Annotated in this window: 24 protein-coding genes and 1 tRNA gene; 20 read left to right on the plus strand and 5 right to left on the minus strand. The window is 69.7% G+C overall.

All coding sequences use genetic code 11. From position 1 onward, the window contains the following. Positions 1-42: 42 nt before the first annotated feature. From bamA to lpxB, 7 genes are read left to right on the plus strand one after another with little or no spacing between them, the layout of a single operon-like run. The gene (gene bamA / locus B0A89_RS10150; RefSeq protein ID WP_085378054.1) at positions 43-2,424 is read left to right on the plus strand and encodes an outer membrane protein assembly factor BamA; all 2,382 of its coding nucleotides are present in this window, start codon (positions 43-45) and stop codon (positions 2,422-2,424) included. Then, on the plus strand, positions 2,424-3,542 hold the full coding sequence (locus tag B0A89_RS10155; RefSeq protein ID WP_085378055.1) for an OmpH family outer membrane protein: 1,119 nt from the start codon (positions 2,424-2,426) through the stop codon (positions 3,540-3,542). Before bamA ends, B0A89_RS10155 begins: the two co-directional genes overlap by 1 nt. A gap of 8 nt (positions 3,543-3,550) precedes the next feature. Continuing rightward, positions 3,551-4,162 carry a nicotinate-nucleotide adenylyltransferase gene (locus B0A89_RS10160; protein ID WP_085378056.1) on the plus strand — a complete coding sequence of 204 codons (612 nt, stop codon included), beginning with the start codon at positions 3,551-3,553 and terminating at the stop codon, positions 4,160-4,162. 58 nt (positions 4,163-4,220) lie between these two features. After that, complete coding sequence (gene fabZ / locus B0A89_RS10165; protein ID WP_085378057.1) at positions 4,221-4,730, plus strand: 3-hydroxyacyl-ACP dehydratase FabZ; 510 nt, start codon at positions 4,221-4,223, stop codon at positions 4,728-4,730. After that, on the plus strand, positions 4,723-5,508 hold the full coding sequence (gene lpxA, locus B0A89_RS10170; protein WP_085378058.1) for an acyl-ACP--UDP-N-acetylglucosamine O-acyltransferase: 786 nt from the start codon (positions 4,723-4,725) through the stop codon (positions 5,506-5,508). Before fabZ ends, lpxA begins: the two co-directional genes overlap by 8 nt. Then, entirely contained in the window at positions 5,505-6,287 is a 783-nt protein-coding gene (locus B0A89_RS10175) for an LpxI family protein (RefSeq protein WP_085378059.1), read from the plus strand. Before lpxA ends, B0A89_RS10175 begins: the two co-directional genes overlap by 4 nt. 43 nt (positions 6,288-6,330) lie before the next feature. Continuing rightward, on the plus strand, positions 6,331-7,503 hold the full coding sequence (gene lpxB, locus B0A89_RS10180) for a lipid-A-disaccharide synthase (RefSeq protein ID WP_085378060.1): 1,173 nt from the start codon (positions 6,331-6,333) through the stop codon (positions 7,501-7,503). Here lpxB and B0A89_RS10185 read toward each other — a convergent pair. Together B0A89_RS10185 and B0A89_RS10190 are read right to left on the minus strand one after the other, a co-directional pair. Next, positions 7,487-7,834 (minus strand): RidA family protein, encoded by a 348-nt coding sequence (locus tag B0A89_RS10185; protein WP_085378061.1) that lies wholly within the window; start codon positions 7,832-7,834, stop codon positions 7,487-7,489. The genes lpxB and B0A89_RS10185 overlap by 17 nt on opposite strands. Positions 7,835-7,836: 2 nt before the next feature. Next, on the minus strand, positions 7,837-8,592 hold the full coding sequence (locus B0A89_RS10190) for a sulfite exporter TauE/SafE family protein (RefSeq protein ID WP_085378062.1): 756 nt from the start codon (positions 8,590-8,592) through the stop codon (positions 7,837-7,839). A 195-nt stretch (positions 8,593-8,787) separates the two neighbouring features. Here B0A89_RS10190 and B0A89_RS10195 point away from each other — a divergent pair, with 195 nt between their 5' ends. The 11 genes from B0A89_RS10195 (at position 8,788) to B0A89_RS10245 (ending at position 19,494) form a co-directional block, all read left to right on the plus strand. Next, the gene (locus tag B0A89_RS10195) at positions 8,788-10,080 is read left to right on the plus strand and encodes a cation:proton antiporter (protein WP_085378063.1); all 1,293 of its coding nucleotides are present in this window, start codon (positions 8,788-8,790) and stop codon (positions 10,078-10,080) included. A gap of 41 nt (positions 10,081-10,121) precedes the next feature. Continuing rightward, complete coding sequence (locus B0A89_RS10200; RefSeq protein ID WP_085378064.1) at positions 10,122-10,544, plus strand: DUF1489 family protein; 423 nt, start codon at positions 10,122-10,124, stop codon at positions 10,542-10,544. 69 nt (positions 10,545-10,613) lie between these two features. Then, positions 10,614-10,687: transfer RNA gene (locus tag B0A89_RS10205), tRNA-Gly, on the plus strand. Between the two features lie 496 nt (positions 10,688-11,183). Then, complete coding sequence (gene cobA / locus B0A89_RS10210; protein WP_085378065.1) at positions 11,184-11,903, plus strand: uroporphyrinogen-III C-methyltransferase; 720 nt, start codon at positions 11,184-11,186, stop codon at positions 11,901-11,903. 132 nt (positions 11,904-12,035) lie between these two features. Beyond that, positions 12,036-12,866: an iron uptake transporter permease EfeU gene (gene efeU, locus B0A89_RS10215; protein ID WP_085378066.1), complete on the plus strand. Its 831-nt coding sequence runs from the start codon at positions 12,036-12,038 to the stop codon at positions 12,864-12,866. A gap of 35 nt (positions 12,867-12,901) precedes the next feature. Further along, positions 12,902-13,939, plus strand: a complete 1,038-nt coding sequence (locus B0A89_RS10220; RefSeq protein WP_085378067.1) for a cupredoxin domain-containing protein — start codon at positions 12,902-12,904, stop codon at positions 13,937-13,939. Between the two features lie 12 nt (positions 13,940-13,951). Next, entirely contained in the window at positions 13,952-15,286 is a 1,335-nt protein-coding gene (locus tag B0A89_RS10225) for a Dyp-type peroxidase (RefSeq protein ID WP_085378068.1), read from the plus strand. 11 nt (positions 15,287-15,297) lie between these two features. Next, positions 15,298-16,101 (plus strand): iron uptake system protein EfeO, encoded by an 804-nt coding sequence (gene efeO / locus B0A89_RS10230; RefSeq protein WP_085378069.1) that lies wholly within the window; start codon positions 15,298-15,300, stop codon positions 16,099-16,101. A gap of 495 nt (positions 16,102-16,596) precedes the next feature. Then, on the plus strand, positions 16,597-17,259 hold the full coding sequence (locus tag B0A89_RS10235; RefSeq protein WP_085378070.1) for an HAD family hydrolase: 663 nt from the start codon (positions 16,597-16,599) through the stop codon (positions 17,257-17,259). 64 nt (positions 17,260-17,323) lie between these two features. Further along, on the plus strand, positions 17,324-18,313 hold the full coding sequence (locus B0A89_RS10240) for an SDR family oxidoreductase (protein WP_085378071.1): 990 nt from the start codon (positions 17,324-17,326) through the stop codon (positions 18,311-18,313). 356 nt (positions 18,314-18,669) lie between these two features. Continuing rightward, positions 18,670-19,494 (plus strand): Crp/Fnr family transcriptional regulator, encoded by an 825-nt coding sequence (locus B0A89_RS10245; RefSeq protein ID WP_085378072.1) that lies wholly within the window; start codon positions 18,670-18,672, stop codon positions 19,492-19,494. 58 nt (positions 19,495-19,552) lie between these two features. On the opposite strand, the gene B0A89_RS10250 is transcribed toward B0A89_RS10245, so the two are convergent. Next, the gene (locus B0A89_RS10250) at positions 19,553-20,467 is read right to left on the minus strand and encodes a hypothetical protein (protein WP_085378073.1); all 915 of its coding nucleotides are present in this window, start codon (positions 20,465-20,467) and stop codon (positions 19,553-19,555) included. Positions 20,468-20,544: 77 nt separating this feature from the next. Beyond that, positions 20,545-21,405: a hypothetical protein gene (locus B0A89_RS10255; RefSeq protein ID WP_157115316.1), complete on the minus strand. Its 861-nt coding sequence runs from the start codon at positions 21,403-21,405 to the stop codon at positions 20,545-20,547. A gap of 397 nt (positions 21,406-21,802) precedes the next feature. Between B0A89_RS10255 and B0A89_RS10260 the strand changes: the two genes are divergently transcribed. After that, positions 21,803-22,972: a zinc-dependent alcohol dehydrogenase gene (locus B0A89_RS10260; RefSeq protein WP_085378075.1), complete on the plus strand. Its 1,170-nt coding sequence runs from the start codon at positions 21,803-21,805 to the stop codon at positions 22,970-22,972. Between the two features lie 50 nt (positions 22,973-23,022). On the opposite strand, the gene B0A89_RS10265 is transcribed toward B0A89_RS10260, so the two are convergent. After that, complete coding sequence (locus B0A89_RS10265; RefSeq protein ID WP_240558514.1) at positions 23,023-23,436, minus strand: DUF2243 domain-containing protein; 414 nt, start codon at positions 23,434-23,436, stop codon at positions 23,023-23,025. Between B0A89_RS10265 and B0A89_RS15175 the strand changes: the two genes are divergently transcribed. Further along, positions 23,428-23,571 carry a hypothetical protein gene (locus B0A89_RS15175; protein ID WP_240558516.1) on the plus strand — a complete coding sequence of 48 codons (144 nt, stop codon included), beginning with the start codon at positions 23,428-23,430 and terminating at the stop codon, positions 23,569-23,571. The genes B0A89_RS10265 and B0A89_RS15175 overlap by 9 nt on opposite strands. Positions 23,572-23,783: the final 212 nt, after the last annotated feature.

Below are 23,783 nucleotides of genomic sequence, written 5' to 3' on the forward strand. Positions count from 1 at the left end.
CGGACAAATCCGGTGCGGACACGCGGGCATGAGGGGCGGGCGATGGCGGACAGGATCAGGGTCGGGCGCGCGCGGGCGCTTGTGTCGGGGCTGGCGATGGCGGCGGTGCTGGGCACGGGGGCGCCGGCCGTCGCCGCGGTCTATACGCAGGTCAGGCTTGAAGGGGCGCAGAACGTCGATGCCGACACGGCGCTGTCGCTGGCCAATATCCGGCGCGGAGCCGATCTTTCGGCAGGCGATCTGAACGATGCCCAGCAGCGCCTGCAGGCATCGGGCCTGTTCGAGGCGGTCGAGATCGTCCCCCAGGGCAAGACGCTGGTCATCCGCGTCAGCGAATATCCCACGATCAACGACATCAGCTTCGAGGGCAACCGCAAGCTCAAGGACGACAAGCTGACGCAGATCGTCCAGTCCAAGACGCGGCGCGTCTTTTCGCCCAGCCAGGCCGAACAGGATGCCCAGGCGATCGCCGCCGCCTATGCCTCGTCTGGGCGCTATGCCGCGCGCGTCGATCCGCGGGTGATCCGCCGGGCCAACAACCGCGTGGACCTGGTGTTCGAGATCCGCGAAGGCGACGTGACCGAAATCGAGCGCATCGGCTTTGCCGGCAACAAGGCGTTCTCGGACCGGCGGCTGCGCAACGTGCTGGCCACCAAGCAGGCGGGCATCCTGCGCAACCTCATCAGCCGCGACACCTTTGCGCCCGAACGCACGCAGCTTGACGAAAAGCTGCTGACCGATTTCTACCGCTCGCGCGGTTATGCCGATTTCCGCGTCCAGGCGGTTGCCCCCGAGGTGACGCGCGAACGCGACGCCTTCTATGTGACCTACAACATCTACGAAGGGCCGCGCTTCACCTTCGGGCGGGTGAATGTCGTCAGCGAGGTGCCCGGCATCGATGCCGCGCCCTTTCTGGCGCAAAACCGCGTCAAGTCGGGGCAGGTCTACAGCCCGCAGACGGTGGAAACCACCATCCAGCGGATGGAGGCACTGGCGATCCAGCAGGGCGTCAACTTCGTCAATATCGAGCCGCGCGTCACCCGCAACCTGCGCAACCAGACGCTGGACCTGACCTTTGCCCTGGTGCGCGGCCCCCGCGTCTTTGTCGAGCGCATCGACATCGAGGGTAACACCACGACCCTGGACGAGGTGATCCGGCGGCAGTTCAACACCGTCGAGGGCGACCCCTTCAACCCGCGCGAGATCCGCAATTCGGCCGAACGGATCCGGGCCTTGGGCTATTTCAGCGACGCTCAGGTTGAAACCCGCGAAGGGTCCAGCCCGCAGAAGGTCATCGTCGATGTCAATGTCGAGGAACAGCCGACCGGCAGCCTGGGCTTTGGCGCCAGCTATGGCGCCTCGGCGGGGCTGGGGTTCAACGCCTCGCTGTCAGAGACGAACTTCCTCGGCCGCGGGCAGGGGCTGAACCTCGGCTTTTCGACCGCCAGCGGCTCGCAGAGCTTCAACTTCGACTTCACCGAGCCGTATTTCCTCGGCCGCGACCTGAGGGCCCGGTTGGGGCTGTGGTATACGACCTCGGATTACGACAACGCCAAGTTCAACACGCGCAGCACCGGCCTCTCGACCGGGCTTCAGTTCCCGATCAGCCGGAACGGGCGGCTTGAGCTGCGCTATCGGCTGGCAAAGGACAAGCTGTTCGATGTCGATCCCATCGAGATCGACCCGGAAAGCGCCGAATGGGTCGGATCGTCGCCGATCCTGGTCGGCGAGCAGGGCGAACGGGTCAGCTCGGCCCTGGGCTATACCTATTCCTACGACACCCGGATCGGCGGGCTGAACCCGCTGACCGCCTACAAGCTGAACTTCAGCCAGGATTTCGCCGGGCTTGGCGGCGACGTGAAATCCGTGACCACCTCTCTGCTGGCCGGGGTCGAGAGCCGCGCCTGGCGCGAGGAAGTGACGCTGCGGGCCGAATTCGAGGCGGGCGGGATCGAGCATCTGGACGACGAATCGACCCGCATCACCGAACGCTTCCGCGGCAGCGGCCGCATCCGCGGGTTCGAATCCAACGGCTATGGCCCGCGCGACCTGAACGCGCCCAACGAGGATGCGCTGGGCGGCAACTATTTCTGGGCCGCCCGCGCCGAGGCGCAGTTCCCCCTGGGCCTGCCCGAGGAATACGGGATCAGCGGCGGCATCTTTGCCGATGCCGGGTCGGTCTGGGGGCTGGACAACACGGCCGGGTATGACCGCGATGCCAATGATCGCAACGATGACGGTCGCGAAACCGAACATGTGGATGGCAAGGTGGATGACGGCATGAAGGTGCGCGCATCGGTCGGCCTGTCGCTGTTCTGGACGACGCCGGTCGGCCCGCTGCGCTTCAACTTCTCGAAGGCGGTCAAGAAAGAGGACTACGACCGGGACCAGCCCTTCGACCTGTCGATCTCGACCAAGTTCTGATGCGCCTGGCGCGGGGCAGGGCGGGGGCGGCGATCGTCGGATGCCTGCTGCTTGGCCTGGCCGGCCCGGCGTGGGCTCAGCCGGCCGATGCGCAGCCCGTGCGCCCGGTCGCCCGCCCCTTGCCCGATGCCGCCGCCGCCCCGCAGGAGGGTGCAGAGAGCGGCGCGGGCAGCAATGCATCCACCTTGCGCCTTGCCCCGGCAGGAACGACCGCCCCCGCCGATCCGCTGGCCCAGGCGGTGCTGACCGTGGATCAGGAGGCGATGTATCGCCAGTCCGCGTGGGGCCGGCGCGCCGAACGGCAGATCGCCCAGCAATCGCGCCAGGTCGCCGCCGACAACGACAAGGCCTTTGCCGCGCTGGTCGCCGACGAGGATGCGCTGACCTCGGCGCGCGCGACACTGGCCCCTGACGAGTTTCGCAAGCGCGCCGCCGCCTTTGACCAGCGCGTGACGGCGGTGCGGCAGGAACGCGATGCCGCCCGTGCCGACCTGGCCCGGATGGCCGAACGCGATCGGGTGCTGTTCTTCCAGGCCGCCGCCCCGGTGCTGGGGCGGGTGATGAGGGCGCGGGGCGCCCGCGTGGTGCTGGACCAGCGCACCGTCCTGATTTCGGACGAGCGCATCGACATGACCGCTGCCACCATCGAGGCGCTCGACAGCGCGCTGGGCGACGGCTCTGCCATCATCGCCGAGGCCAACCGGCAAGAGGCGAGCGCCGGCGCACAGGACGGGGCGGCAGCCCCTTCCCCGGCTGACCCGGCATCCGCAGGCGCACCGGCGGCGCAATCCGAGGATGGCAGGGCCGGGGGCGGTGCTGCCTTGCGGCTGCCCGGCCCTGCCGCGACGGGCGCCGTGACGGGCGCCGTGACGGGCGCCGCGACGGGTGCTGGCAATCCTGCCGCGCCTGCCGATGGGGTGGCACCCGGCAGGGCGGCGGCTGCGCTGCCGCGTGACGGGGCAATCGCCGCGCTGGGCGGCGAGCATGGGCTGTCGGCCGCGTTCACGCCCTCGGGCGATGGCGCCGCGGCCATGGCGCCGCTGTTTCCGCTTGCCCTTCCCGCCCCCGGCACGGCGCAGGATGGCGGCGCATCCCCGGTCCGGGGCGCGGCGCCCTGACGCCCGCGCTGCACCATCGATGGGGGCTGCCGGCCGCGCTGCCGGGGCAGCGGATCGGGCTGCTGGGCGGCTCGTTCGATCCGCCCCATGCGGGGCATCTGCACATCACCAGAATGGCGCTCCAGCGCTTCGGTCTGGACCGCGTGTGGTGGCTGGTCAGCCCCGGCAATCCGCTCAAGCCATGCGGGCCGGCGCCGCTGGATGCGCGGATCGCGGCGGGGCGGCGGCTGATCCAGGATCCGCGCATCCTTGTCACGGGGGCCGAAGCCCGCCTTGGCACGCGGCGCACGGCCGATACGATCGCCGCGCTTCAGGCGCATTGGCCGGCTGTCCGCTTTGTCTGGCTGATGGGGTCGGACAATCTGGTTCAGTTCGACCGATGGGATCGCTGGCGCGAGATCGCGGCGCGGGTGCCGATCGGCGTGATTGCCCGCCCCGGATCGCGCACGCGGGCGCGCACCAGCCGCGCGGCCCTGATGCTGGCTGCCCACCGGGTGCCGGAGCATTGCGCGCCCCGGCTTGCCGACATGGCTGCGCCCGCCTGGGTGCTGGTCAACGTGCCCATGTCGCCCCTGTCGTCAAGCGCGATCCGGCGCGCACGCCCCGCCGCCTGCGGCTGACCCCCGCCCCGCATCCGCCCGCAGCGCCTTGCCAAGCGCCGAAGGGGTTTGCTAGTCAATGCCGTGCAAGCAAGGACGAACCGATGACCGAGGCCAAGCGCGATCCCGCCCCCATACCTCGGCCGATCTGGCCCTCATCAAGCGGATCCTGCCCCACCGCTATCCGTTCCTGATGATCGACCGGGTGCGGGACATCGTGCCCCATCAAAGCGGCGTCGGGATCAAATGCGTCACCTCGAACGAGCCGCATTTCCCCGGCCATTTTCCCGAACAGCCGGTGATGCCGGGCGTTCTGCTGATCGAGGCGATGGCCCAGACCGCGGCGGTGGTGGTCGGCATCAGCCTTGACCTGATCGACAAGCCGATGCTGACCTATTTCATGGGCATCGACGGCGCCAAGTTCCGCCGCATGGTGCAGCCCGGCGACGTGGCCGAGCTGCATGTCCGCGTCAAGCGCCCCGGCGGCAGGATATGGAAATTCGCCGGCGAGGCGCATGTGGACGGCCAGCTTGCCGCCGAAGCCGAGTTCACCGCCATGATGGCGCCCCGCGATCCCCGGGATGCGTGAGACCACGATCCACCCCTCTGCCATTGTCGAGCGGGGGGCCGAACTGGGGCAGGGCGTTGCCATCGGGCCGTTCTGCCATGTCGGCCCGCGTGTGCGCCTGGGCGACGGGGTCACGCTGAAATCCCATGTCGTGGTCGCGGGCGATACCGTCATCGGCGCGGACAGCATCGTCTTTCCCTTTGCCTGCATCGGCGAGGCGCCCCAGGATCTCAAGTTCCAGGGCGAGCAGACGCGCCTCGTGATCGGCGCACGCAACCGCATCCGCGAATATGTCACGATGAACCCCGGCACCGCCGGGGGTGGCGGGCTGACGCAAGTGGGCGATGACGGGCTGTTCATGGCCGGCAGCCATGTGGCCCATGACTGCCGCATCGGCAATCACGTCATCCTGGTCAACAACGTCGCCATCGCCGGGCATTGCGTGCTTGAGGATGAGGTGATCGTGGGGGGGCTGTCGGGCGTTCACCAGTTCGTCCGCATCGGCCGCGGAGCGATGATCGGGGCCGTCACGATGGTCACGGCCGACGTGCTGCCCCATGCGCTGGTCAGCGGCCCGCGCGGGCATCTGGACGGGCTGAACCTTGTCGGCCTCAGGCGCCGCGGGGCGGGCCGGGCCGAGATCGCCGCCCTGCGCGAGCTGCTTGCCGCGCTGGGGACGGGCAATTTCCGGGAAACCGCGCGCGAGCGGGCCTCGGGCGCCGCCGAGGGGATGGAACGTGAGGTGCTCGATTTCATCCTTGCGCCGTCCGAGCGCAGCTTTCTGGCCCCGCACGGATGAGCCGCACCGCCATCATCGCCGGGCAGGGCGTTCTGCCGGGCCTGCTGGCCGAGGCGCTGGACAACCCCGCCGTCTATGCCGTCGAGGGGTTCGCGCCGGGCATTCCCGCCCGCAGCTTTCGCTATGAACGGCTGGTGCCGCTGCTTGACCAGCTTGCCGCCGACGGGATCGGACGGGTCGTCTTTGCGGGCGCGGTGCGCCGGCCCCGCCTTGATCCCGAGGCTTTCGATCCGCGCACCGCCGCGCTGGTGCCGCGCGTGGCCGCGGCCATGGGCCGGGGCGATGACGCGCTGCTGCGCGAGCTGATCGCGATCTTCGAGGAATGGGATCTGACGGTGGTGGGGGCCGAGGCGATCCGCCCCGACCTGATCGCCGCCGCAGGGGTGCTGGCGGGCAGTCCCTCGGCGGCAGACCGGGCCGATGCGGCCCGCGCGGCCGAGATCCTCTCTGTCACCGGCCCGCTCGACATCGGGCAGGGCTGCGTCGTCGCGGGCGGGCTGTGCCTTGCGATCGAAACGCTGCCCGGCACCGCGCCGATGCTCGATTTCGTGGCCCGCACCCGCGCCGAGCGGCGCGGCGGTGTGCTGTTCAAGGCGCCCAAGCCTGGCCAGGACCGGCGCATCGACCTGCCGGCCATCGGGCCCGAAACGATCACACAGGCGTCAGCAGCCGGCCTTTCGGGGATCGCCTGGGCGGCGGGCGGCGTTCTGGTCCTGGACGGCGCGGCCATGGTGGCTGCGGCGGAAAAGGCGGGATTGTTCCTGTGGGCACGGGACTGACATCCATTCATCGGACCGTCCTCCATAATCGGCAGGACGTTCGATGCGTGTCTTTCTGATCGCGGGCGAGCCTTCGGGCGATTTGCTGGGGGGCGCGCTGCTGGCGGGGCTGCGCCAGCTTGAACCGGCGCTGCAGATCGCCGGCATCGGCGGCCCGGCGATGGCGGCACAGGGATTGCAGAGCCTGTTCCCCATGTCCGATCTGAGCGTGATGGGCCTGGCCGAGGTGCTGCCGCGCTATCGCGCGCTGCGCCGCCGCATGGCCGAGGCCGTCAGGGCCGCGCTCGCCTTTGATCCCGATGTGCTGGTGACCATCGACAGCCCCGATTTCTGCCTGCGCGTCGCGCGCCGCCTCAGGGCGCAGGCGCCGCAGATGCGCACGGTTCATTATGTCGCCCCCTCGGTCTGGGCCTGGCGTCCGGGCAGGGCGGAATCCATGGCCGAGGTCATCGACCATGTCCTTGCCATCCTTCCCTTCGAGCCGCCGCTGATGCACGAGGCGGGGATGAGCTGCGATTTCGTCGGCCATCCTGTCGTGTCCCAGCCGCTTGCCAGCCCTGCCGATGCAGCCGCCTTCCGCGCCGCCCATGCGATCGCCGCGGATGCGCCGCTGGTGCTTTGCCTGCCCGGCTCGCGCCGGGGCGAGGTTGCGCGGCTGGGATCGCGTTTCGACGAGACGCTGATCCGGCTGCGCGACCGGGTGCCCGAGATGCGGGTGGTGCTGCCCACCGTGCCCGGGGTTGCGGACATGGTCCGCGCCATGGCGCGGCGCTGGCCCTCGGCTCCCGTGATCGTGCAGGGCGAGGCCGAAAAACGCGCAGCCTTCGGCGCGGCCGATCTTGCCCTTGCCGCATCCGGCACGGTCAGCCTGGAGCTGGCGGCCAACCACGTGCCGACGGTGATCGGTTATGACATGGCCCCGCTCAGCCGGTTGCTGATCGGGCTGCTGCTGCGGGTCGATACCGTGACGCTGGTGAATCTGGTCAGCGAAACCCGCGCCATCCCCGAATTCCTCGGGCGGCGCTGCCAGCCCGGCCCGATGTCGGCGGCGCTGCTGGGCCTTCTGGACGAGCCGGGGACGCGGGCGGACCAGCTTGCCGCCATGGAGCTGACGATGGACCGGCTGGGCCGGGGCGATGCGCCGCCCGGCCTGCGGGCGGCGCGCTCGGTCCTCAGGGCCGTCCGCGGCAGGACGGGGATTACAGCGCGGCCGTGACGATGATCTCGACCTTGTAATCCGGGGTGGCCAGCTTTGCCTCGCCCGTCGCGCGGGCAGGGCAGTGCCCCTGCGGCACCCAGGCGTCCCAGACGGCGTTCATCTCGGCAAAGTCGGCCATGTCGGCCAGCCAGATCTGCGCGGTCAGGATGCGCGTCTTGTCGCTGCCCGCCTCGGCCAGCAGCCGATCGACCTGCGCCAGCACCTCGCGCGTCTGTTCGGTCACGCTGTCGCCGGGTTTGCCGACCTGCCCGGCAAGATAGGCGATGCCGTTATGGACGACCGCCATGCTCATCCGGTTGCCGCATTCGATCCGCTTGATATCCGCCATGCTCACGCTCCGTTCATTAGGCGCCAGAAGAATACCGCCGTCATGCCGAAGCCGACGACCGCGATCAAGCCGCGCAGCACCGGCGGGGCGATGCGGCGCGCGACCGGCGCCCCCAGCAGCCCCCCCATGACGGTGCCCGCCGCCATGATGGCGCATTCGCGCCAGGCGATCTGCCCGCCTGCGGCAAAGATCAGCGTGCTGATGACGGCCAGGGCAAAGGACAGCCAGCTTTTCAGCCCGTTCATCATGTGCAGGTCCGTCATCCCCCACAACGAGAACAGCGCCAGCAGCACGATCCCCAGACCGCCGTTGAAATAGCCGCCGTAAACCGCCACCGGAATCATCGTGCCCGCGCCAAAGGCGGCCACGCCCCCGCGGTGCCGGGCGGCCGCCGCCCGGATGCGCGGCCCCCCCAGAAACACCAGCGTCGCCGCCAGCAGCAGGAACGGCACCACTGCCGCGAATGCCTTGTTGGACGATACCAGCAACAGCGCCGAACCGCCCGCCCCGCCCAACATCGTCCACAGCGTCGTGCGCAGGATCAGCGGCCCCCCGATGCGCGCCATGTCGCGGCGAAAGCCGGCCGCCGCCGCCAGATAGCCGGGCAGCGCCGCCACGGTCGTCGTCGCATTGGCCGCCACCACCGGCACGCCGGTGAACACCAGCGCCGGAAAGGTGATGAAGGTGCCCCCGCCTGCGACCGCGTTCAGCATCCCGCCCAGAAATCCGGCGACGAGCAGCAGCATGAAATGGGACATCCGTCGGACTCCGCTGGGTGTGGGGGGCACACTGGCGCGGCAGCGGCGCGCCTGCAAGGCCGCGCCTGCCCCTCCGGGGCGGACGAAAACCGGCGACCGCCGCATATGCGTGCAGATTGTGTGCAACGCGCCGGGCTTTTGCGCGTTCTGCACTGCCTGCAGCAAGGCAACGCCCCTGACCCGAGGAAAACGCCCATGTCCGGCCTGACGATCACGTTGACCTATCCGTTGCTGCTGGCGCTGTTCGGGGCCGCCATCCTGCTCGCCGCGCTCATTCCGCCGATCGTTTCACGCTATCGCCTGCCGCGGGTGATGACGCTGCCTATCGGCTGCGTGCTGGGCGGGATCGTGGTAGGGCGGTTCTTCGACCTGCCCACGCTGGATGTGCTCGACGGCGGGACGGTCATCACCCATGTGACGGAAACCGTGGTGCTGCTGTCGCTGACCGGATGCGGCCTCAAGATCGACCGTGCGCCGGGCTGGCGGTCCTGGGGGACGACCTGGCGGCTTCTGGGCCCGACGATGGTGCTGTGCATCGCCGGAATGACGCTGCTGGGCTGGGCGCTGCTGGGGCTGCCGCTTGCCGCGGCGCTGCTGCTTGGCGCGGCGCTGGCGCCCACCGATCCGGTGCTGGCGGCCTCGGTGCAGGTCGGCCCGCCCGGCGAGGGCGATGGCGACGAGGCCCGCTTTGCCCTGACATCCGAGGCCGGGCTGAATGACGGGCTGGCCTTTCCGTTCGTCCACCTGGCGCTGGCCGGCGCGGCGGCGCTGACGGCCGAGGTGGGTATTCCGGGCGATTACGGGCTGTTCAACATTCATGTGCTGGGCGATTGGCTGATGCATGACGTGGTCTGGCGGCTGGCCGTCGGCCTGGTCATCGGGCCGGCGGTCGGCTGGGTGACGGCCTGGCTTGCCTTCCGCCTGGCATCGGGCGGCGGGGTTGCCGATGCGTTCCTGGCATTGGGGCTGATGCTGCTGTCCTATGGCCTGACCGAAGCCCTTCATGGATACGGTTTTCTTGCCGTGTTCCTGTCCGCGATCACGTTCCGGCGCTTTGAGGACCGGCACAAGATCCACAGCGAGCTGCACCATTTCGTCGAACAGACCGAGGTGATGGGCCTGATCGTGGTCGTGTTCGTGCTGGGTATGACGGTGGGGCAGGGATTGCTGCGGCCGCTGGGCTGGTCGGGGGTCGCGGTCGCGCTGCTGTTCCTGCTGCTGGTGCGGCCCCTGGCGGGCTGGGTGTCGCTTGCGGGCGCGGGGCTGTCGCGGCCCTCGCGCGCGGCGGTCAGCGTGCTGGGCATCCGCGGGGTGGGGTCGATCTACTACATGGCCTACGGCCTGAGCCATGCGCCCTTTTCGGTCGAGATCGGGTACCGGCTGTGGGCGGTGATGACGCTGGTCATCCTGGTGTCGATGGTGTTCCACGGCTTTGCCGCCCCCCATCTGATGAAGCGGCTTGGCGACCGCCCCGAGTCGGTCCACTGATCCTCTTGTGAACCGCCGCCCTTCATCCCCATATCGCCCCCATGACGACCCCCCTGCACATGATGAAGCTGTGCGTCGGCGCCCCAGACCCGGCGGTTCTGGAATGCTGGCAGCGCGAGCGGTTCGGCGGCGGCCCCGCCGAGCATGTCACCCGCATGTGGCCCAAGCGCAGTGACGAGCTGCTGGCCGGCGGCTCGATCTACTGGGTGTTCCGGGGCACGATGCTGGCGCGCCAGCGCCTGATCGGCCTTGAGGAACGCAAGGGCGATGACGGGATCGCGCGCTGCGCGCTGATCCTCGATCCGCAGCTGATCCGGGTGGCGGGGGTGCCGCGCCGGCCTTTTCAGGGCTGGCGCTATCTGCCGGCCGCCGATGCGCCGCCCGACCTGCCTGCCGGACGCGCTGCCGAAGCGGCCCTGCCGCCGCGGCTGGCGCGCGAACTGGCCGAGATGGGCCTGCTCTGACGCGCGCTCCGCCCCGCCGCGCGCGGGGCGCTTGACCGCGCGCGCGCCGCACGCTATCGCAGCGCGCATGCGGGTGTAGCTCAATGGTAGAGCAGAAGCTTCCCAAGCTTACGACGAGGGTTCGATTCCCTTCACCCGCTCCATCCCATCCCTTCGATCCTGCGGCTTGTCGGCTGCAAGCTGCGTGGCCGCGCCCCCTTGCTGCTGGAAGCGGCGGGTTTCCCGCATGGTGTGACAGGCGGGCTGTGATTTCGGGGCAGGCGCGTCTGCTGGACTGGCGGCGCGTTTGCTGCGCGACGGGGCGGGGTTCAGCCTTTCGGCCAGGGAGGAAGGGCGGCCGCAATACGGGCCAAGGCCTCGCGACCCAGGGACGTGCCAGGCCCGGTCGCGCGGGACATGGGGGCAGGCAAGGGGTTGTGCCCCATGCCGCTTCGGGCCGGGCCTGCGGGATGCGAAGGGCGCAAGGCGGGCCGTGCATCGGCGCGGGCGCTGTGTATATGCTGTAGCTTTCCGGGACCGTCGCGCCTGCAAGGACAAGATTACAATGGCACCCTCCTGTGAACGTCATCCCGCCTTTGTGCCGCGGACGCGGCCCGCGGCGGTGTGCCCGTCCCGATCTGCCGGGGCCGGCCCGGCGGCATGAGCGGCTTTGTCACCTTCGTTTCGGCCGGACCGGGCGATCCGGGGCTGATGACGCTGCGCGGGGCCGAACGGCTGCGGGCGGCGGATGTGGTGCTGTATGATGACCTCGCCTCCGGCCCGATCCTGTCCATGGCGCGGGCCGGCGCGGCGCTGGTCAGCGTGGGCAAGCGCGCGGGCCGGCCCTCGGCGCGGCAGGAGGACGTGAACCGCCTGCTGGTGCAGCATGCCCGAGGCGGCGCGCAGGTGGTGCGGCTCAAGTCGGGCGACAGCGGCATATTCGGCCGGCTTGAGGAAGAGATCATGGCGCTGACTGCCGCGGGCATCAGCTATGAGATCGTGCCCGGCGTGTCGGCCGGATCGGCGGCGGCGGCGGTCGCGGGCCTGCCGCTGACCCGGCGCCTGACCGCGCGGCGCGTGCAGTTCGTCACCGGCGCCGATGTGACGGGCGCATTGCCGCAGGCGCTGAACTGGGCGGCGCTGGCCGATCCGGGCGCGACCACCGTCGTCTATATGGGCCGGCGGACATTTCCTGTGCTTGCGGCCGGGCTGATCGAACATGGCCTGCCCCCCGATACCCCGGCGCTGCTGGCCGAGGCGGTCGGAACCCCGGCGCAGAAGCTGCTGCACTCGACCGTGGCAGAGCTTGCGGCGGCGCTGGCCGGGGCCAGTCCCCATCCGGCGCTGATCCTCTATGGCCCCCTGATGCCCGCCACCTGAGGGCCAGCGCCCGGCCGGCCTTGCATGCACCAGGCGCGCTGGCCCGCAGGCGCGCACGGGGTCGTGTAGCATGCCATCTTGCATCGGCGCTGAAGCTGAGCGAAAAGGTAGGTCAAAATTGGACGGTTCGGTATGCTCGTCGCTTTTCTCATCATGTTTCGCGAAGGGGTCGAGGCGGCGCTGATCGTCGGGATCATCGCCGCCTATCTGGGGCGGACAGGCCGGGCTGCCTGGCTGCCTGCGGTCTGGGTGGGCGTTCTGCTGGCCGTGGCCCTGTCGCTGTTCGCGGGCGCCGCGCTGCAGCTTGCCAGCGCCGAATTCCCCCAGCGCATGCAGGAGCTGTTCGAGGCGGCACTGGGCGCGGTTGCCGTTGTCGTGCTGATGTCCATGGTGATCTGGATGCGCCGCGCCGCGCGCTCGGTGCGCGGCACCCTGGAAGGGGGGGTCGAGCGGGCCTTCGCCTCGGCCGGCGCCACCTGGGCGCTGATCGGAACGACCTTCCTGGCCGTCGCGCGCGAGGGGCTTGAGGCGGTGTTCTTCCTGCTGGCCCTGTTCCAGCAGTCGCCCGGCCCGTCCGTGCCGCTCAGCGCGCTTGCCGGGCTGGCGGTGGCGGCGGTGGCGGGGGTCGGGCTTTACCGCGGCTCGGTGCGGCTCGACCTGGCGCGCTTCTTCCGCTGGACGGGCGTTCTGGTGATCGTCGTCGCCGCGGGGCTGGCCGCGACGGTGCTGCGCAGCCTGCACGAGGCGGGCATCTGGAACCATCTTCAGCAGACCGCCTGGGATCTGGGCCGGCTGCTGCCGGTCAGCTCGGTTCCCGGTGCGATCCTGTCGGGCCTGTTCGGCTATCACGATCGGCCGGCGGTGGGCGAGGTGATGCTGTGGGCGGCGGTTTTGATCCCGTCCCTGTGGCTGTTCCTGCGCCCGCAGGATGAGCCGCGATCCGGCCGGAGGGCAGTTCATTGACCGACAAAGCGAATGCAGGCGCGCCAGGGCGTGCGATGTGGTGGGCCGTGGGGGGCGCGGCGGCGCTGGTGATCGCGGGGGCGGGGGCGTTCTGGGCGGCCGCGCGCGGCCGCGCCCCCGCGGAACTGGACGGGGCGGTTGCCGTGCGCGTCACCGGCAGTGCCTGCGAGCCGATGGCGCTGACGGTTCCGGCAGGCCGGACCCGCTTTGTCGTCCGCAACGATTCCGATCGCCCGCTTGAATGGGAAATCCTCGACGGTGTCATGGTCGTGGCCGAGCGCGAGAACATCGCCCCCGGCCTGACCGCCACCCTGACCGAACAGCTGCGCCCGGGCGAATACGCCATCACCTGCGGCCTGCTGTCCAATCCCCGCGGCACGCTGACCGTCCAGGCAACCGCCGAATCGGCAGCCCGGACCAGCGCCCCGCCCGCTGCCGACTTCATCGGGCCGCTGTCGGAATACCGGGTGTTCCTCATCACCCAGTCGCGCCGGCTGAACGCGGCCCTGACGGATCTGGATGCCGCGATCGCGGCGGGGAACGTGGCGGATGCACGCTCTGCCTGGCAGGCCGCGCAACTGCCCTGGGCGCGGCTGGCGCCGGTGATGAACCGGTTTGCCGACCTGTCGGCCCGCATGGCGCCGCAGGCCATCTATCTGGCCCGGCGCGAGGATGATCCCGGCTTTACCGGCCTTCACCGCATCGAATACGGGCTGTGGCGGCAGGGCAGCGCCCAGGGGCTGGAACCCACGGCCAAGGCCCTGCTGGCCGATGCGGCCGATCTGGGCACAAGGCTGGCGGCGCTGCGGCTTGAGCCGGGCGATCTGCCGCGGATGGCGGCGCAGGCCGCGGGCCGCCGCCAAGAGGCCGCTGCTCCTTACGCGCCGGCCGATCCGTCCCAGTCGGAGGCCCTGCGCGAGGGGATCGCCCGTCCCATGATGCTGCTGCGCCCGCTGGTCGCTGCGGCCGATTCGGATGCCGCGGCTGCGCTGGACGCGGCGCTGGGGGCCGATGATCCGGCCCTGCTGGCCCCCGCGATCGAGCGGGCCGCCGCCGCGATCGCCCTGGACTGAGGGAGAGAGCCGATGACTCGCAGCATGCCCCCCGCCAGCCGCAGCCGCCGCGCGGTTTTGCGCGGCCTGGGCCTTGCGGCCGTCGCCCCGCTGGCCGGCCGCGCCGCCCAGGGGGCGGTGCCCGCGCCCGATGCCCTTGCGCCCGCAGCCCCCGCAGGTGCTGCCCCCGATGCCTCGGTCACCGCCGCCCCGCGCGCCTGCGCCGTCAAGGCCGCCGAGCGGATCGCGCCCTTCGGCATCCATCAGGCGGGGATCACCACGCCCCGCCCCGCGCACGGGCTGCTGGCCAGCTTTGCCGTGATCGCCCAATCGCCCGCCGATCTTGAGGATGTGCTGCGGCGGCTGTCGGCGCGGATCGTCTTTCTGGCCGCCGGGGGGCCGGTCCCGGTGCTGGACCCGCGCTTTCCCCCCGCCGATTCGGGCCTGCTGGGCCCGGTGATCGAACCCGATGCGCTGACGATCACCGTTGCCTTGGGCGATCAGCTTTTCCAGCGCCATGACTGGCTGCGCCCCCATCGCCCCGTCCGGCTGGTGCGGATGACGGCCTTTCCCAACGACGCGCTGAACGCATCCCTGTGCCATGGCGATCTGTCGCTGCAGATCTGCGCCAACAGTTCGGATGCATGCGTCCATGCGCTGCGCGACGTGGTCAAGACCCTGTCGGACCGGCTGGTGCTGGGCTGGATGCAGGCCGGATCGGTCCCCCAGGTGACGGCGACCGAACCGGGGCGGCTGCCCAATGCGCGCAATTTCCTGGGCTTCCGCGACGGCTCGGCCAACCCTGACGCGGCCGACCATGGGCTGATGGACCGCATCGTCTGGGCCGGCGCGGGCGAGCCGGACTGGGCGCAGGGCGGCAGCTATCAGGCCGTGCGCATCATCCGCAATTTCGTCGAGCGCTGGGACCGAACCCCCCTGGCCGAGCAGGAGCGCGTCTTCGGCCGCTCCAAGATCACCGGCGCGCCCCTCGACCGCCCCGACGGGACCGAGTTCGACACCCCCGACTATGCCGCTGACCCGGATGGCCGGCACACCCCGCTGAGGGCGCATATCCGGCTTGCCAATCCCCGGGGTCCGGGCGCGGACGCCCATCTGATCCTGCGCCGGCCCTTCAACTATACCAACGGCGTGACGCGCAATGGCCAGATCGACCAGGGCCTGCTGTTCATCTGTTACCAGGCCGATCTGCAGAAAGGCTTCATCCATGTGCAGAACGCCCTGAACGGCGAGCCGATGGAGGAATATGTCAAGCCGGTGGGGGGCGGCTATTTCTTCGTGCTGCCCGGCATGGCGGACGATGACGATTATCTTGGACGCAAGCTCATCGCCAGCCTGTCCCGACCCTGATGGAGATGTGAATGACGCGACTGCACGCAACCGCGCTGTGCGCCCTGATGGCCTCGCCCGCCCTTGCCCAGCAGGCAAGCCTCGACCTGGTCGGGCCGATCAGCGATTACAAGCTGTATGTGACCGAAAACGCCGACAAGCTGGTGGCTGATACCACCGTGTTTGCCGCGGCGATCAAGGCGGGCGATCTGGACCGGGCCAAGGCGCTGTATGCCGGAACGCGCGTAGGCTATGAACGGATCGAGCCGATCGCCGAACTGTTCAGCGATCTCGACCTGTCCATGGATGCCCGCGCCGATGATTTCGAGGGGGGCGAGAAGGATCCCGACTTCAGCGGCTTTCACCGCATCGAATATGCGCTGTGGCAGGAAAACAGCACCGCATCCGTTCAGGCCGCGGCGGACCGCCTGCTGGCCGATGTCACCGACCTGCAGGGCCGCATCGAGGGGCTGACCTTTCCGCCCCAGGTGGTCGTCGGGGGCGCCGCTGTCCTGATGGAGGAAGTCGCCGCCACCAAGATTTCCGGCGAGGAAGACCGCTACAGCCACACCGACCTGTGGGATATCCGGGCCAATGTGGACGGCTCGCAGAAGATCTATGAACTGGTCCGCCCGCTGCTGGACGACGCCGCCTTCACCGCCAAGGTGGACGCCAATTTCGCCACCGTGGACGCCATTCTGGACAAGTATCGCGAAGGCGACGGATTTGCCCTCTATGACAAGCTGACCGACGAGGATCGGAACGTCCTGGCCGCCGCCGTGAACACGCTGGCCGAGGATCTGTCCAACCTGCGCGGCAGGCTGGGCCTGGCCTGATCCCAGGACGTGGCTGCCTGCCGGGCGCTGTCCTTGCCTGCCCGCGGCGGGGCGAGGCGGGCCGGGCGGGGCACCGGCGCGGCGCCGCCCGGGGCGCCGTGCAGAGCCATGTTGCGCCGTCGCAGGCGGGCAGTCGATCCAGGAGCCGCCACCGCCACGGCCAGCTGCCTCTGCTGGCCGCCAGCAAGGATGGGGGCATGAAAGGCGGTGCAATCCTTGGCTGCGGGACGTGATTTCCGGGTGATCGACGGTGCCGCATGGCGGGCGCCGCGCCCTGGTGGATGAGCCCGGGCGGGCCATGACTAAACATCTGTTGGCGAAACCCTGCAGGCGCTGAGGCGTTCGACGGCACTCAGGTGTCCGGGATACGGGCTGGTGCCATGACCGCCGACAAGGAAAGGCAAGGGCCTGCTGCCCCGGCCTTTCCGGTGCCGCCGCATTGTCCGCATCATTCGATACCCGGCCGCCGCATGACCCATTCTGGCAGGAGCCTTCATGATAAAGGCCGTTCTTTTCGACATTGACGGAACACTTGTGGACAGCAACGAGCAGCATGTGACTGCCTGGCTGGAGGCGCTGGCACAGGTCGGGGCATCGCCCGACCGGCAGGCCGTGCATCAGCAGATGGGCAAGGGCGCGGACATGCTGGTGCCCGCCTTGCTGCCCGATGCTGACGAGGCCCGCATCGAGGCGCTGGGCAAGGCGCATGGCGCGATCTTCAAGGAGCGTTTCCTGCAAGGCATCATGCCTTTCCCCCAGGCCGGCTCGCTGCTGGCGCGCGTTCATGCCGCGGGGCAGCGGGTGGTGCTGGCCTCATCCGCCTCGCGCGGCGAGGTGGACCACTATCTCGACCTTCTGAAGGCGCAGGAACTGGCCGCGGCCACCACCTGCTCGGACGACGTGGAAAACACCAAGCCCGCGCCGGACATCTTTGCCGCCGCGCTTGGCAGGTTGGACGGCATCGGCCCCCATGAGGCGATCGTCGTCGGCGACACGCCCTATGACATCGAGGCCGCGGGCCGCTGCGGGATCGCCGCCATCGCGCTGCGTTCGGGCGGGTTTGGCGACGCGGCGCTGGCCGATGCCGGCGCGGTCGAGATCCATGACGACGCGGCCGCCCTGCTGGCGGCCTATGACCGATCCGCGCTGGCCCGCTGAGCGGGCCGCAAGCCGACAGGGACAGGGGGCCATCCGTCCCGCCCACGCAAAAGGAAAAATCGCCATGACGGAATCATTGTCCGGTAAGGTCATCGTCATCACCGGGGCCAGCAGCGGCATCGGCCTTGCCACCGCGCGCCGCGCCGCAGACCGGGGCGCGCGCGTGGTGCTGGCCGCCCGCTCGGCCGAAGTGCTGGACCGGCTCGTGCATGAAATCACCGCCCAAGGGGGCAATGCGATCGCCGTTCCCACCGATGTGGCCCGGCGCGATCAGGTCGATGCGCTGGCTGGCGCGGCGGTTGCGCGCCATGGGCGGATCGACGCCTGGGTGAACAATGCCGGCGTGTCGATCTGGGGACGGCTGGAAGAGGTATCCGAAGCCGACATGCGCCAGCTGTTCGAGACGAATTTCTGGGGCGTGGTCCACGGCAGCCTGGCCGCCCTGCCGCATCTGCGCGCCAGCGGCGGCACGCTCATCAACATGGGCAGCATCGGGTCGGAACGCGCCTTTCCCCTGCAGGGCATCTACAGCGCGTCCAAGCATGCGGTGCGCGGATTCACCGACGCGCTGCGGGCCGAACTGCTGCATGACGGCGCGGGCATCCAGGTCACGCTGGTCAAGCCGGCCTCGATCGGCACGCCCCTGACGCGCCATGCGCGCAACATCACCGGGCACGAGGCGCAGCTGCCCCCGCCGGTCTATGCCCCCGAGGAGGCTGCCCGCGTCATTCTGGGCGCGGTGGCCCATCCGGTGCGCGAGGTCTATGTCGGCGGCGCTGCCCCGATCATGGGCATTCTGGGCGCGCTCATGCCTGCCCTGGCCGACCGGGTCAGCGCGACGGCCCTTTACGAGGCGCAGCTGGGCGACCCCCATCCACCGCGGGCCGGCAACTTGCGCATGTCCCTGTCGGGCGGCAACGAGGACGGGCCGCAGGCCGGCTGGCCCAGCGTCTATTCGCGCAGCCTGGGCAGCCCTGCCGTGCCCAAGCTGGCACTGGGCCTGGGGCTGGCCGCAACGGCCGCGATCCTGCTGACACAGCGCCGCCGCCGCTGAGCGAGGGCAGCCGGGCAGGCCGGGCAGATCACGCGCTTGGCCTGCATCTTGGACGGAGTGCCCGTCCCACTGCCCGCCGCGCCCATCATCGGCACCTTGGGCGAGCGGGGGAATCCCCGCGCGAGGATCGCACCCGCCGCTGTCCGCTGCTGCCGGGCCGCGCCATGTTTTGCAGCCCCCTTGCATGAACACAGCCGCGCCGGCAGGCCAGGATTGCGCACCCTGCGTCCCTCCTGCCGGGGCCGGCACCCTGCCGGCCCGGCCGATCATGGCGGCGCCCCTTGCGGCCGGCGATCCTCCTTTTCGCCCATGGCGCGATGTTCTATGATTGATCTTAATGTCCAAGGGGGCAATCGGTGCAGGGAATCGACATCGTCCGGGCCTATGCCGGACTTCTGAGCGAAGGCGATGCCCAGCTGCTTGCCTCGTTTCTGGGAACCGAAACCCCCCTTGGCCCCCGACAATGCCTGGCCCGCGCCCATCAGCCGCTTGACCGGTCGGTCTATCTGGTCCGCGGCTTTGTCAGCCGCCACCGTGCGGACAGGCTGGGGCGGCGGCAGATCCTGTCCGTGCAGATCCCCGGCGATTTCGTGGACCTGTCCAGCTATCGCATGGGCCATCTGGATCATGACGTGGAAACGCTGGGCGAGGGCGCGGTCAGGGATCTGTCCTATCGGGCGGTCGGTCACCTGCACCAGACGGCGCCGGCCCTTTATGACATGCTGTGGCGCATCGTGCTGATCGATGCGGCGATCCAGCGCTATCAGGTGTTCAGGGTGGGGCGGCTGGCGGGGCGCGCGCGCATCGCCAACTTCCTGGCGGAAATGCTTGTGCGCCTTTACGCGCGCGGGCTTTGCGGGCTGGATGGCTATGAGCTGCCGATCAGTCAGAGCGAACTGGGCGAAGCTTGCGGCATGACGGCCGTGCACACGAACCGGATGATCAGCGAGCTGCGCGCCGAAGGGATATGCAGCTTTTCCGGGTTCGAGGTCAGGCTGAACGATTTTGCCGCGCTTGTTGCGACGGGACAGTATGACTGGGACCATCTGTTCCTGCCGGCCGCGACCAGCGCCGCCCTGTCCCGGCTGGCGGGCAGAAAGCCCGCGCACCCGCTGCCGGCAGCGGCTGCCTGCTGGGGCAGGGGCACGGGCCGGGTGCCCTGCCTGCCTAGCGCGAGCTGACCGGCCCTCATCCGCCTGCCGCCTTGCGGCCAGCAGCGGATCGGCAGGGGCGCCTGCCTCAGGCGGGCAGGCGCAGGCCGGCGGACGCGGCATCGGCGGCAAGGCGCGGGGTCAGCGTCAGCCTTTTGTCGCCCGCGGCGGCGGCGCGGTCGATCTCGGCCTGCGCTTCCTTCAGCCGTCCCGAGCGGATCAGCGTGTTCACGAGGATGCCGAAAAAACGCTTGCTGGATTCGATCGCAAGGCTGATGCGCAGCTGTTCGATGGCGGCCGTCCGGTCGCTTTGCAGCAGTTCCTGCCCGCGTTGGCCGTGATAGATGGCCGTTCCCTCGCCCGGCGGGACAAAGGGGATGATCTCGTCCCGCTCGACCAGGCCGACGACCAGCGGCCCCAGCACCCGCGCCCGTTGCAGGGGGATCAGCACGGCATGGCCGGCATGGGGCACCTCGACCACGCGCACGGCGGGATAGGCGGGGCGGATCATCTCGGCCAGGATGCGCGAATCGTTCCTGAGCGCCGGATCAAGGATCACCACCGGCGCGCGGGTGGCGCGCGGCGCCCTGGCCAGAGGCTGATGCGTCAGCACGAGGTCGCGATAGGCCTTGTGGCCCAGCGGCGGCCAGGCCGGCAGCATGGGGGCGGCGGCGATGATGCGCGCGTCGATCACCCCGCCATAGTAAAGCCCGGCATAGCCCCCCAGGCTCGGCCCATAGGTCAGCACGTCGCGGCCCTTGCACAGGGGGGCCACCGCCGCGGCAAAGGCGTCGAGCGGCAGGCCCTGATACTGCGTGCCGTGGCGCTGGGCGACGTAGATGTTGTCCCATCCCTTCTTCAGGCAGAAATCGGTGCCGAAGCCATCGTCGCGCAGGTCCGAGGGCTGCCCGCCGAAGGTGATGACCAGCCGCGTCGCCGGCGCGGATCCCGCCTGGTGCAGGGTGATGCGGTAATCGGCATGATGGGCGAGGGTCGTCTTCATGCCCCGAGGGTTAGGCGGATCGCGGCGCTCTCGCAAGGCGACAGGGCGGCTTGACCCGCAACCCGGGGTTGACGCCTTCAGCCCTGCCGCCCCGGCCATCCGCAGGGCCAGCGGCCGCGGCCCGGATCCTGCCAGTCTGGCATGTCCAGCCATGGATACCAGCAGATCCCCCGCACATCGACATCGGCGCGGGCGACCTCGGCGCGCACATGGGCAAGCCAGTCCCAGCGGTCCTGGACATGGGGAAAGCGCTGGTGCGCCGCGCGCAGGCCCTGGTGCCAGCCGGTTTCGGTTATCATCACCGGCAGGCGCCAGCGTTCGGCGACCACGCGCAGAACATGGTGCAGCGGCTCGACGGCGTGATGGGGGTAATAGTTGACGCCGACCATCTCGACCAGCCCGCTGGCGACCAGCCGGTCGGTGGCCCGGAACACCTCGGGGTGCAGGTGGTGGAAAGGATCGCAGGTCGCGAAACGGGGGCGGTTCGGCAGCATCGCAACCGTGGTCATCATCCGCAGCGCCGCATCGACGGCGCGCGAGCGGATGACCCCGGCAACGCGGCGCCCGACCGAGGGCTCGTTGACGGCGATGGCCCATGATCCGGGCGGCAGGGCGGCCGCGCAGGCGATCGCGTGCTGGGCCGGGCGGGGCGGCAGGTCGAAATGCGCCAGATCCCAGATGACCGGAAATCCTTCGGGCACGGCGCGGATGCGGGCGGCTATGTCGTGGCGCCATGACAGCCCGTCGCGCGCGCCTGCCGCCCCTTCGGCCAGCGCGACGCCGTAATGGTGCTGCATCCGCCCATCGGGCAGATGCCCGGTCGAGTGCAGAAGGTCGTGGCCGTTCCAGTGCAGCCGGCCGCATTCGAACCCGGCCAGCAGGGGCGGGCCGGCATGCCGGTCAGGCGCCATCTGATCATGAAGGGGAGTGAGTTCCATGCCTCAGAACATAGAAACGACATCCCCTCCCGCAAGGACGCCGGCCCGTCAGGCAAGCGGCCTGGCGGCCCGGCGGGCCTGCGGATGATCAAACCGCCTGTCCTTTCCCCGGTCCCTTGCCGGCTTGGCGCCAGATCGGCCCCTGCGCCACCCTTGAGGCCGCGGCGCAGGGGACAGCGCGCCGGCCGGTGAGATCACGCGAAAGGTATTCGCCGCACAGCCCGCTTTGCAGATGCGGTGCCGCGAAAGCCGGACCGGGCTTAACGGGCTCGGCCATCCCCCGCTGCTTGGTCCGGGGGGTGGTTGCGGCTCGGAAGGCGGGGCTGCGCGGCCCGGCGGCAAGGAACCCCGCCCGGCATGGCGCGTTGACGGGCGAAACCCCAAAGGACTTTCCAGCATGCGCGCGATCACCTTCCAGGGCACCGGCAAGGTGCAGGTCGATACCGTCGAAGACCCCACCATCGAACAGCCCACCGACGTGGTGATCCGCGTCACCTCGACGGCGATCTGCGGATCGGACCTGCATCTCTACGACGGCTTCATGCCCGAGATGCGCAAGGGTGACGTGCTGGGCCATGAATTCATGGGCGAGATCGTCGCCACGGGCAGCGCCGTCACCGGTCACAAGGTCGGCGACAGGGTGCTGGTACCCTTCAACATCGCCTGCGGGCATTGTTCGTTCTGCCGGGCCGATGCCTATTCGCTGTGCGACAACACCAATCCCGATCATGAAAAGCTCGAGCCGCTCTATGGCCAGGCGGGCGGCGGGATGTTCGGCTATTCCCATCTTTTCGGGGGCTATGCGGGCGGACAGGCCGAACTGGTGCGGGTGCCCCATGCCGATGTGGGCCTGCTGGCCGTGCCCGAGGGCCTGCCCGACGAAAAGGTGCTGTTCCTGACCGACATCTTTCCGACCGGCTATCAGGCCGTCGAACAGATCGGCACCGGGCCTGGCGATATCGTGGCGATCTGGGGGGCCGGCCCGGTGGGGCAGTTCGCCCTGCGCTCGGCCCTGATGCTGGGGGCCGAACGGGTGTTCAGCCTCGATTTCGAGGAAGGCCGCCTAGCCCTTGCGCGCGAGGCCGGGGCCGAGACGATCGACCTGTCCAAGCAGGACAGCTATGACACGCTGATGGAGCTGACCGGCGGCAAGCTGCCCAACCGCTGCATCGATGCCGTCGGGCTCGAGGCGCATGGCGCGTCGATCATCGGCAAGGCCTATGACCGGATCAAGACGACCCTGATGATGGAAACGGACCGGCCCAACGCCCTGCGCGATGCGATCATGTGCTGCCGCAAGGGCGGGGCCGTGTCGATCCCCGGCGTGTATGCCGGGCTGGTGGACAAGTTTCCCATCGGCGCCGCCTTCGGCAAGGGGCTGATGCTGCGGGGCGGGCAGACCAACACCCGCGCCTATATGGACCGCCTGCTGAAACGCATCGTCGCGGGCGAGATCGACCCCAGCGTCATCATCACCCATCGCGGCACGCTGGATGACGGGCCTGGCTTTTACGAAACCTTCCGCGACAAGCGGTCTGAATGCATCAAATGCGTCATGACACCCTGACCAGGGGACCGGGGGGGGCAGGGCCGGGCATCCGGCCCCTGCCCCTGCGCTCAGGGGCGGTGCAAGGCTGCGCGCTGACGGCCGATGGCGTGGATCTGCCAGCCAGCCACCAGCATCAGCGCGCCCCAGGCCAGAAAGCCCATGTCCCACCAGATCCATTGTTCCACCGGAACGGTTTCGTTGACGTGGTGCAGGTCCAGCAGTTGGTGATCCACGATCCCTTCGACCAGGTTGAACAGGCCAAAGCCGATCAGCACCGATCCGACCACCAGCATCGCCGACCAGCGCAGGCAGGCCCGCCGCCCGGCGCGCGTCAGCACCACCAGCCCCAGCAGCACGAAGACATAGGTCGAGGCGTGGAACAGCCCATCGGCGAGCGTATTGATTTCTAGATTGCGCAGGCTGTCGGCGGGAAAGCCCGCGCAGGTCAGCAGGTGGTGCCATTGAAGGATCTGATGAAACACGATCCCATCGAAAAACCCGCCCAGGCCGAGGCCGAGCAGGATTCCCGCCGTTCGGGGAAAGGGCTGCTCGGGCCGTGGCTGGGGTGGCATGGGGGTCTGCGCAAGCGCGATCATCAAGCTCTCCATCATCCCTGAGGGCGCGGGTCCAGCATAGCTGTTTGCCAGCAGGGCGTCATCACCCGGACGGATGTTTCCGTCAGGCATGCGGCAGGGGCCGACGATCCGGCCCTGCGCCTTGCCCGGCGCGAGGGCCGCACAGGAAATACGATCATACCCGCAGGCGCCCGGCCTGCCCGTCGGGCAGCCGTCAGTGCAAGGCGCAAGGCTTAGCCCGGCTGCTGCCCAGC

This window comes from Paracoccus contaminans, assembly GCF_002105555.1.
GTDB classification, from domain to species: Bacteria; Pseudomonadota; Alphaproteobacteria; order Rhodobacterales; family Rhodobacteraceae; genus Paracoccus; species Paracoccus contaminans.

Excerpts from the sequence above, each read along its gene's own strand:
- B0A89_RS10220 (WP_085378067.1), top strand. The coding sequence starts at position 12,902 with ATGTGGTGGGCCGTGGGGGGCGCGGCGGCGCTGGTGATCGCGGGGGCG.
- bamA (WP_085378054.1), top strand. The coding sequence starts at position 43 with ATGGCGGACAGGATCAGGGTCGGGCGCGCGCGGGCGCTTGTGTCGGGG.
- B0A89_RS10190 (WP_085378062.1), bottom strand. The coding sequence starts at position 8,592 with ATGTCCCATTTCATGCTGCTGCTCGTCGCCGGATTTCTGGGCGGGATG.
- B0A89_RS10260 (WP_085378075.1), top strand. The coding sequence starts at position 21,803 with ATGCGCGCGATCACCTTCCAGGGCACCGGCAAGGTGCAGGTCGATACC.
- B0A89_RS10225 (WP_085378068.1), top strand. The coding sequence starts at position 13,952 with ATGACTCGCAGCATGCCCCCCGCCAGCCGCAGCCGCCGCGCGGTTTTG.
- B0A89_RS10250 (WP_085378073.1), bottom strand. The coding sequence starts at position 20,467 with ATGAAGACGACCCTCGCCCATCATGCCGATTACCGCATCACCCTGCAC.
- fabZ (WP_085378057.1), top strand. The coding sequence starts at position 4,221 with ATGCCGTGCAAGCAAGGACGAACCGATGACCGAGGCCAAGCGCGATCC.
- lpxA (WP_085378058.1), top strand. The coding sequence starts at position 4,723 with ATGCGTGAGACCACGATCCACCCCTCTGCCATTGTCGAGCGGGGGGCC.
- B0A89_RS10240 (WP_085378071.1), top strand. The coding sequence starts at position 17,324 with ATGACGGAATCATTGTCCGGTAAGGTCATCGTCATCACCGGGGCCAGC.
- B0A89_RS15175 (WP_240558516.1), top strand. The coding sequence starts at position 23,428 with ATGAAACACGATCCCATCGAAAAACCCGCCCAGGCCGAGGCCGAGCAG.
- efeO (WP_085378069.1), top strand. The coding sequence starts at position 15,298 with ATGACGCGACTGCACGCAACCGCGCTGTGCGCCCTGATGGCCTCGCCC.
- efeU (WP_085378066.1), top strand. The coding sequence starts at position 12,036 with ATGCTCGTCGCTTTTCTCATCATGTTTCGCGAAGGGGTCGAGGCGGCG.
- cobA (WP_085378065.1), top strand. The coding sequence starts at position 11,184 with ATGAGCGGCTTTGTCACCTTCGTTTCGGCCGGACCGGGCGATCCGGGG.
- B0A89_RS10155 (WP_085378055.1), top strand. The coding sequence starts at position 2,424 with ATGCGCCTGGCGCGGGGCAGGGCGGGGGCGGCGATCGTCGGATGCCTG.
- lpxB (WP_085378060.1), top strand. The coding sequence starts at position 6,331 with ATGCGTGTCTTTCTGATCGCGGGCGAGCCTTCGGGCGATTTGCTGGGG.
- B0A89_RS10235 (WP_085378070.1), top strand. The coding sequence starts at position 16,597 with ATGATAAAGGCCGTTCTTTTCGACATTGACGGAACACTTGTGGACAGC.
- B0A89_RS10175 (WP_085378059.1), top strand. The coding sequence starts at position 5,505 with ATGAGCCGCACCGCCATCATCGCCGGGCAGGGCGTTCTGCCGGGCCTG.
- B0A89_RS10195 (WP_085378063.1), top strand. The coding sequence starts at position 8,788 with ATGTCCGGCCTGACGATCACGTTGACCTATCCGTTGCTGCTGGCGCTG.
- B0A89_RS10200 (WP_085378064.1), top strand. The coding sequence starts at position 10,122 with ATGACGACCCCCCTGCACATGATGAAGCTGTGCGTCGGCGCCCCAGAC.
- B0A89_RS10255 (WP_157115316.1), bottom strand. The coding sequence starts at position 21,405 with ATGGAACTCACTCCCCTTCATGATCAGATGGCGCCTGACCGGCATGCC.
- B0A89_RS10185 (WP_085378061.1), bottom strand. The coding sequence starts at position 7,834 with ATGGCGGATATCAAGCGGATCGAATGCGGCAACCGGATGAGCATGGCG.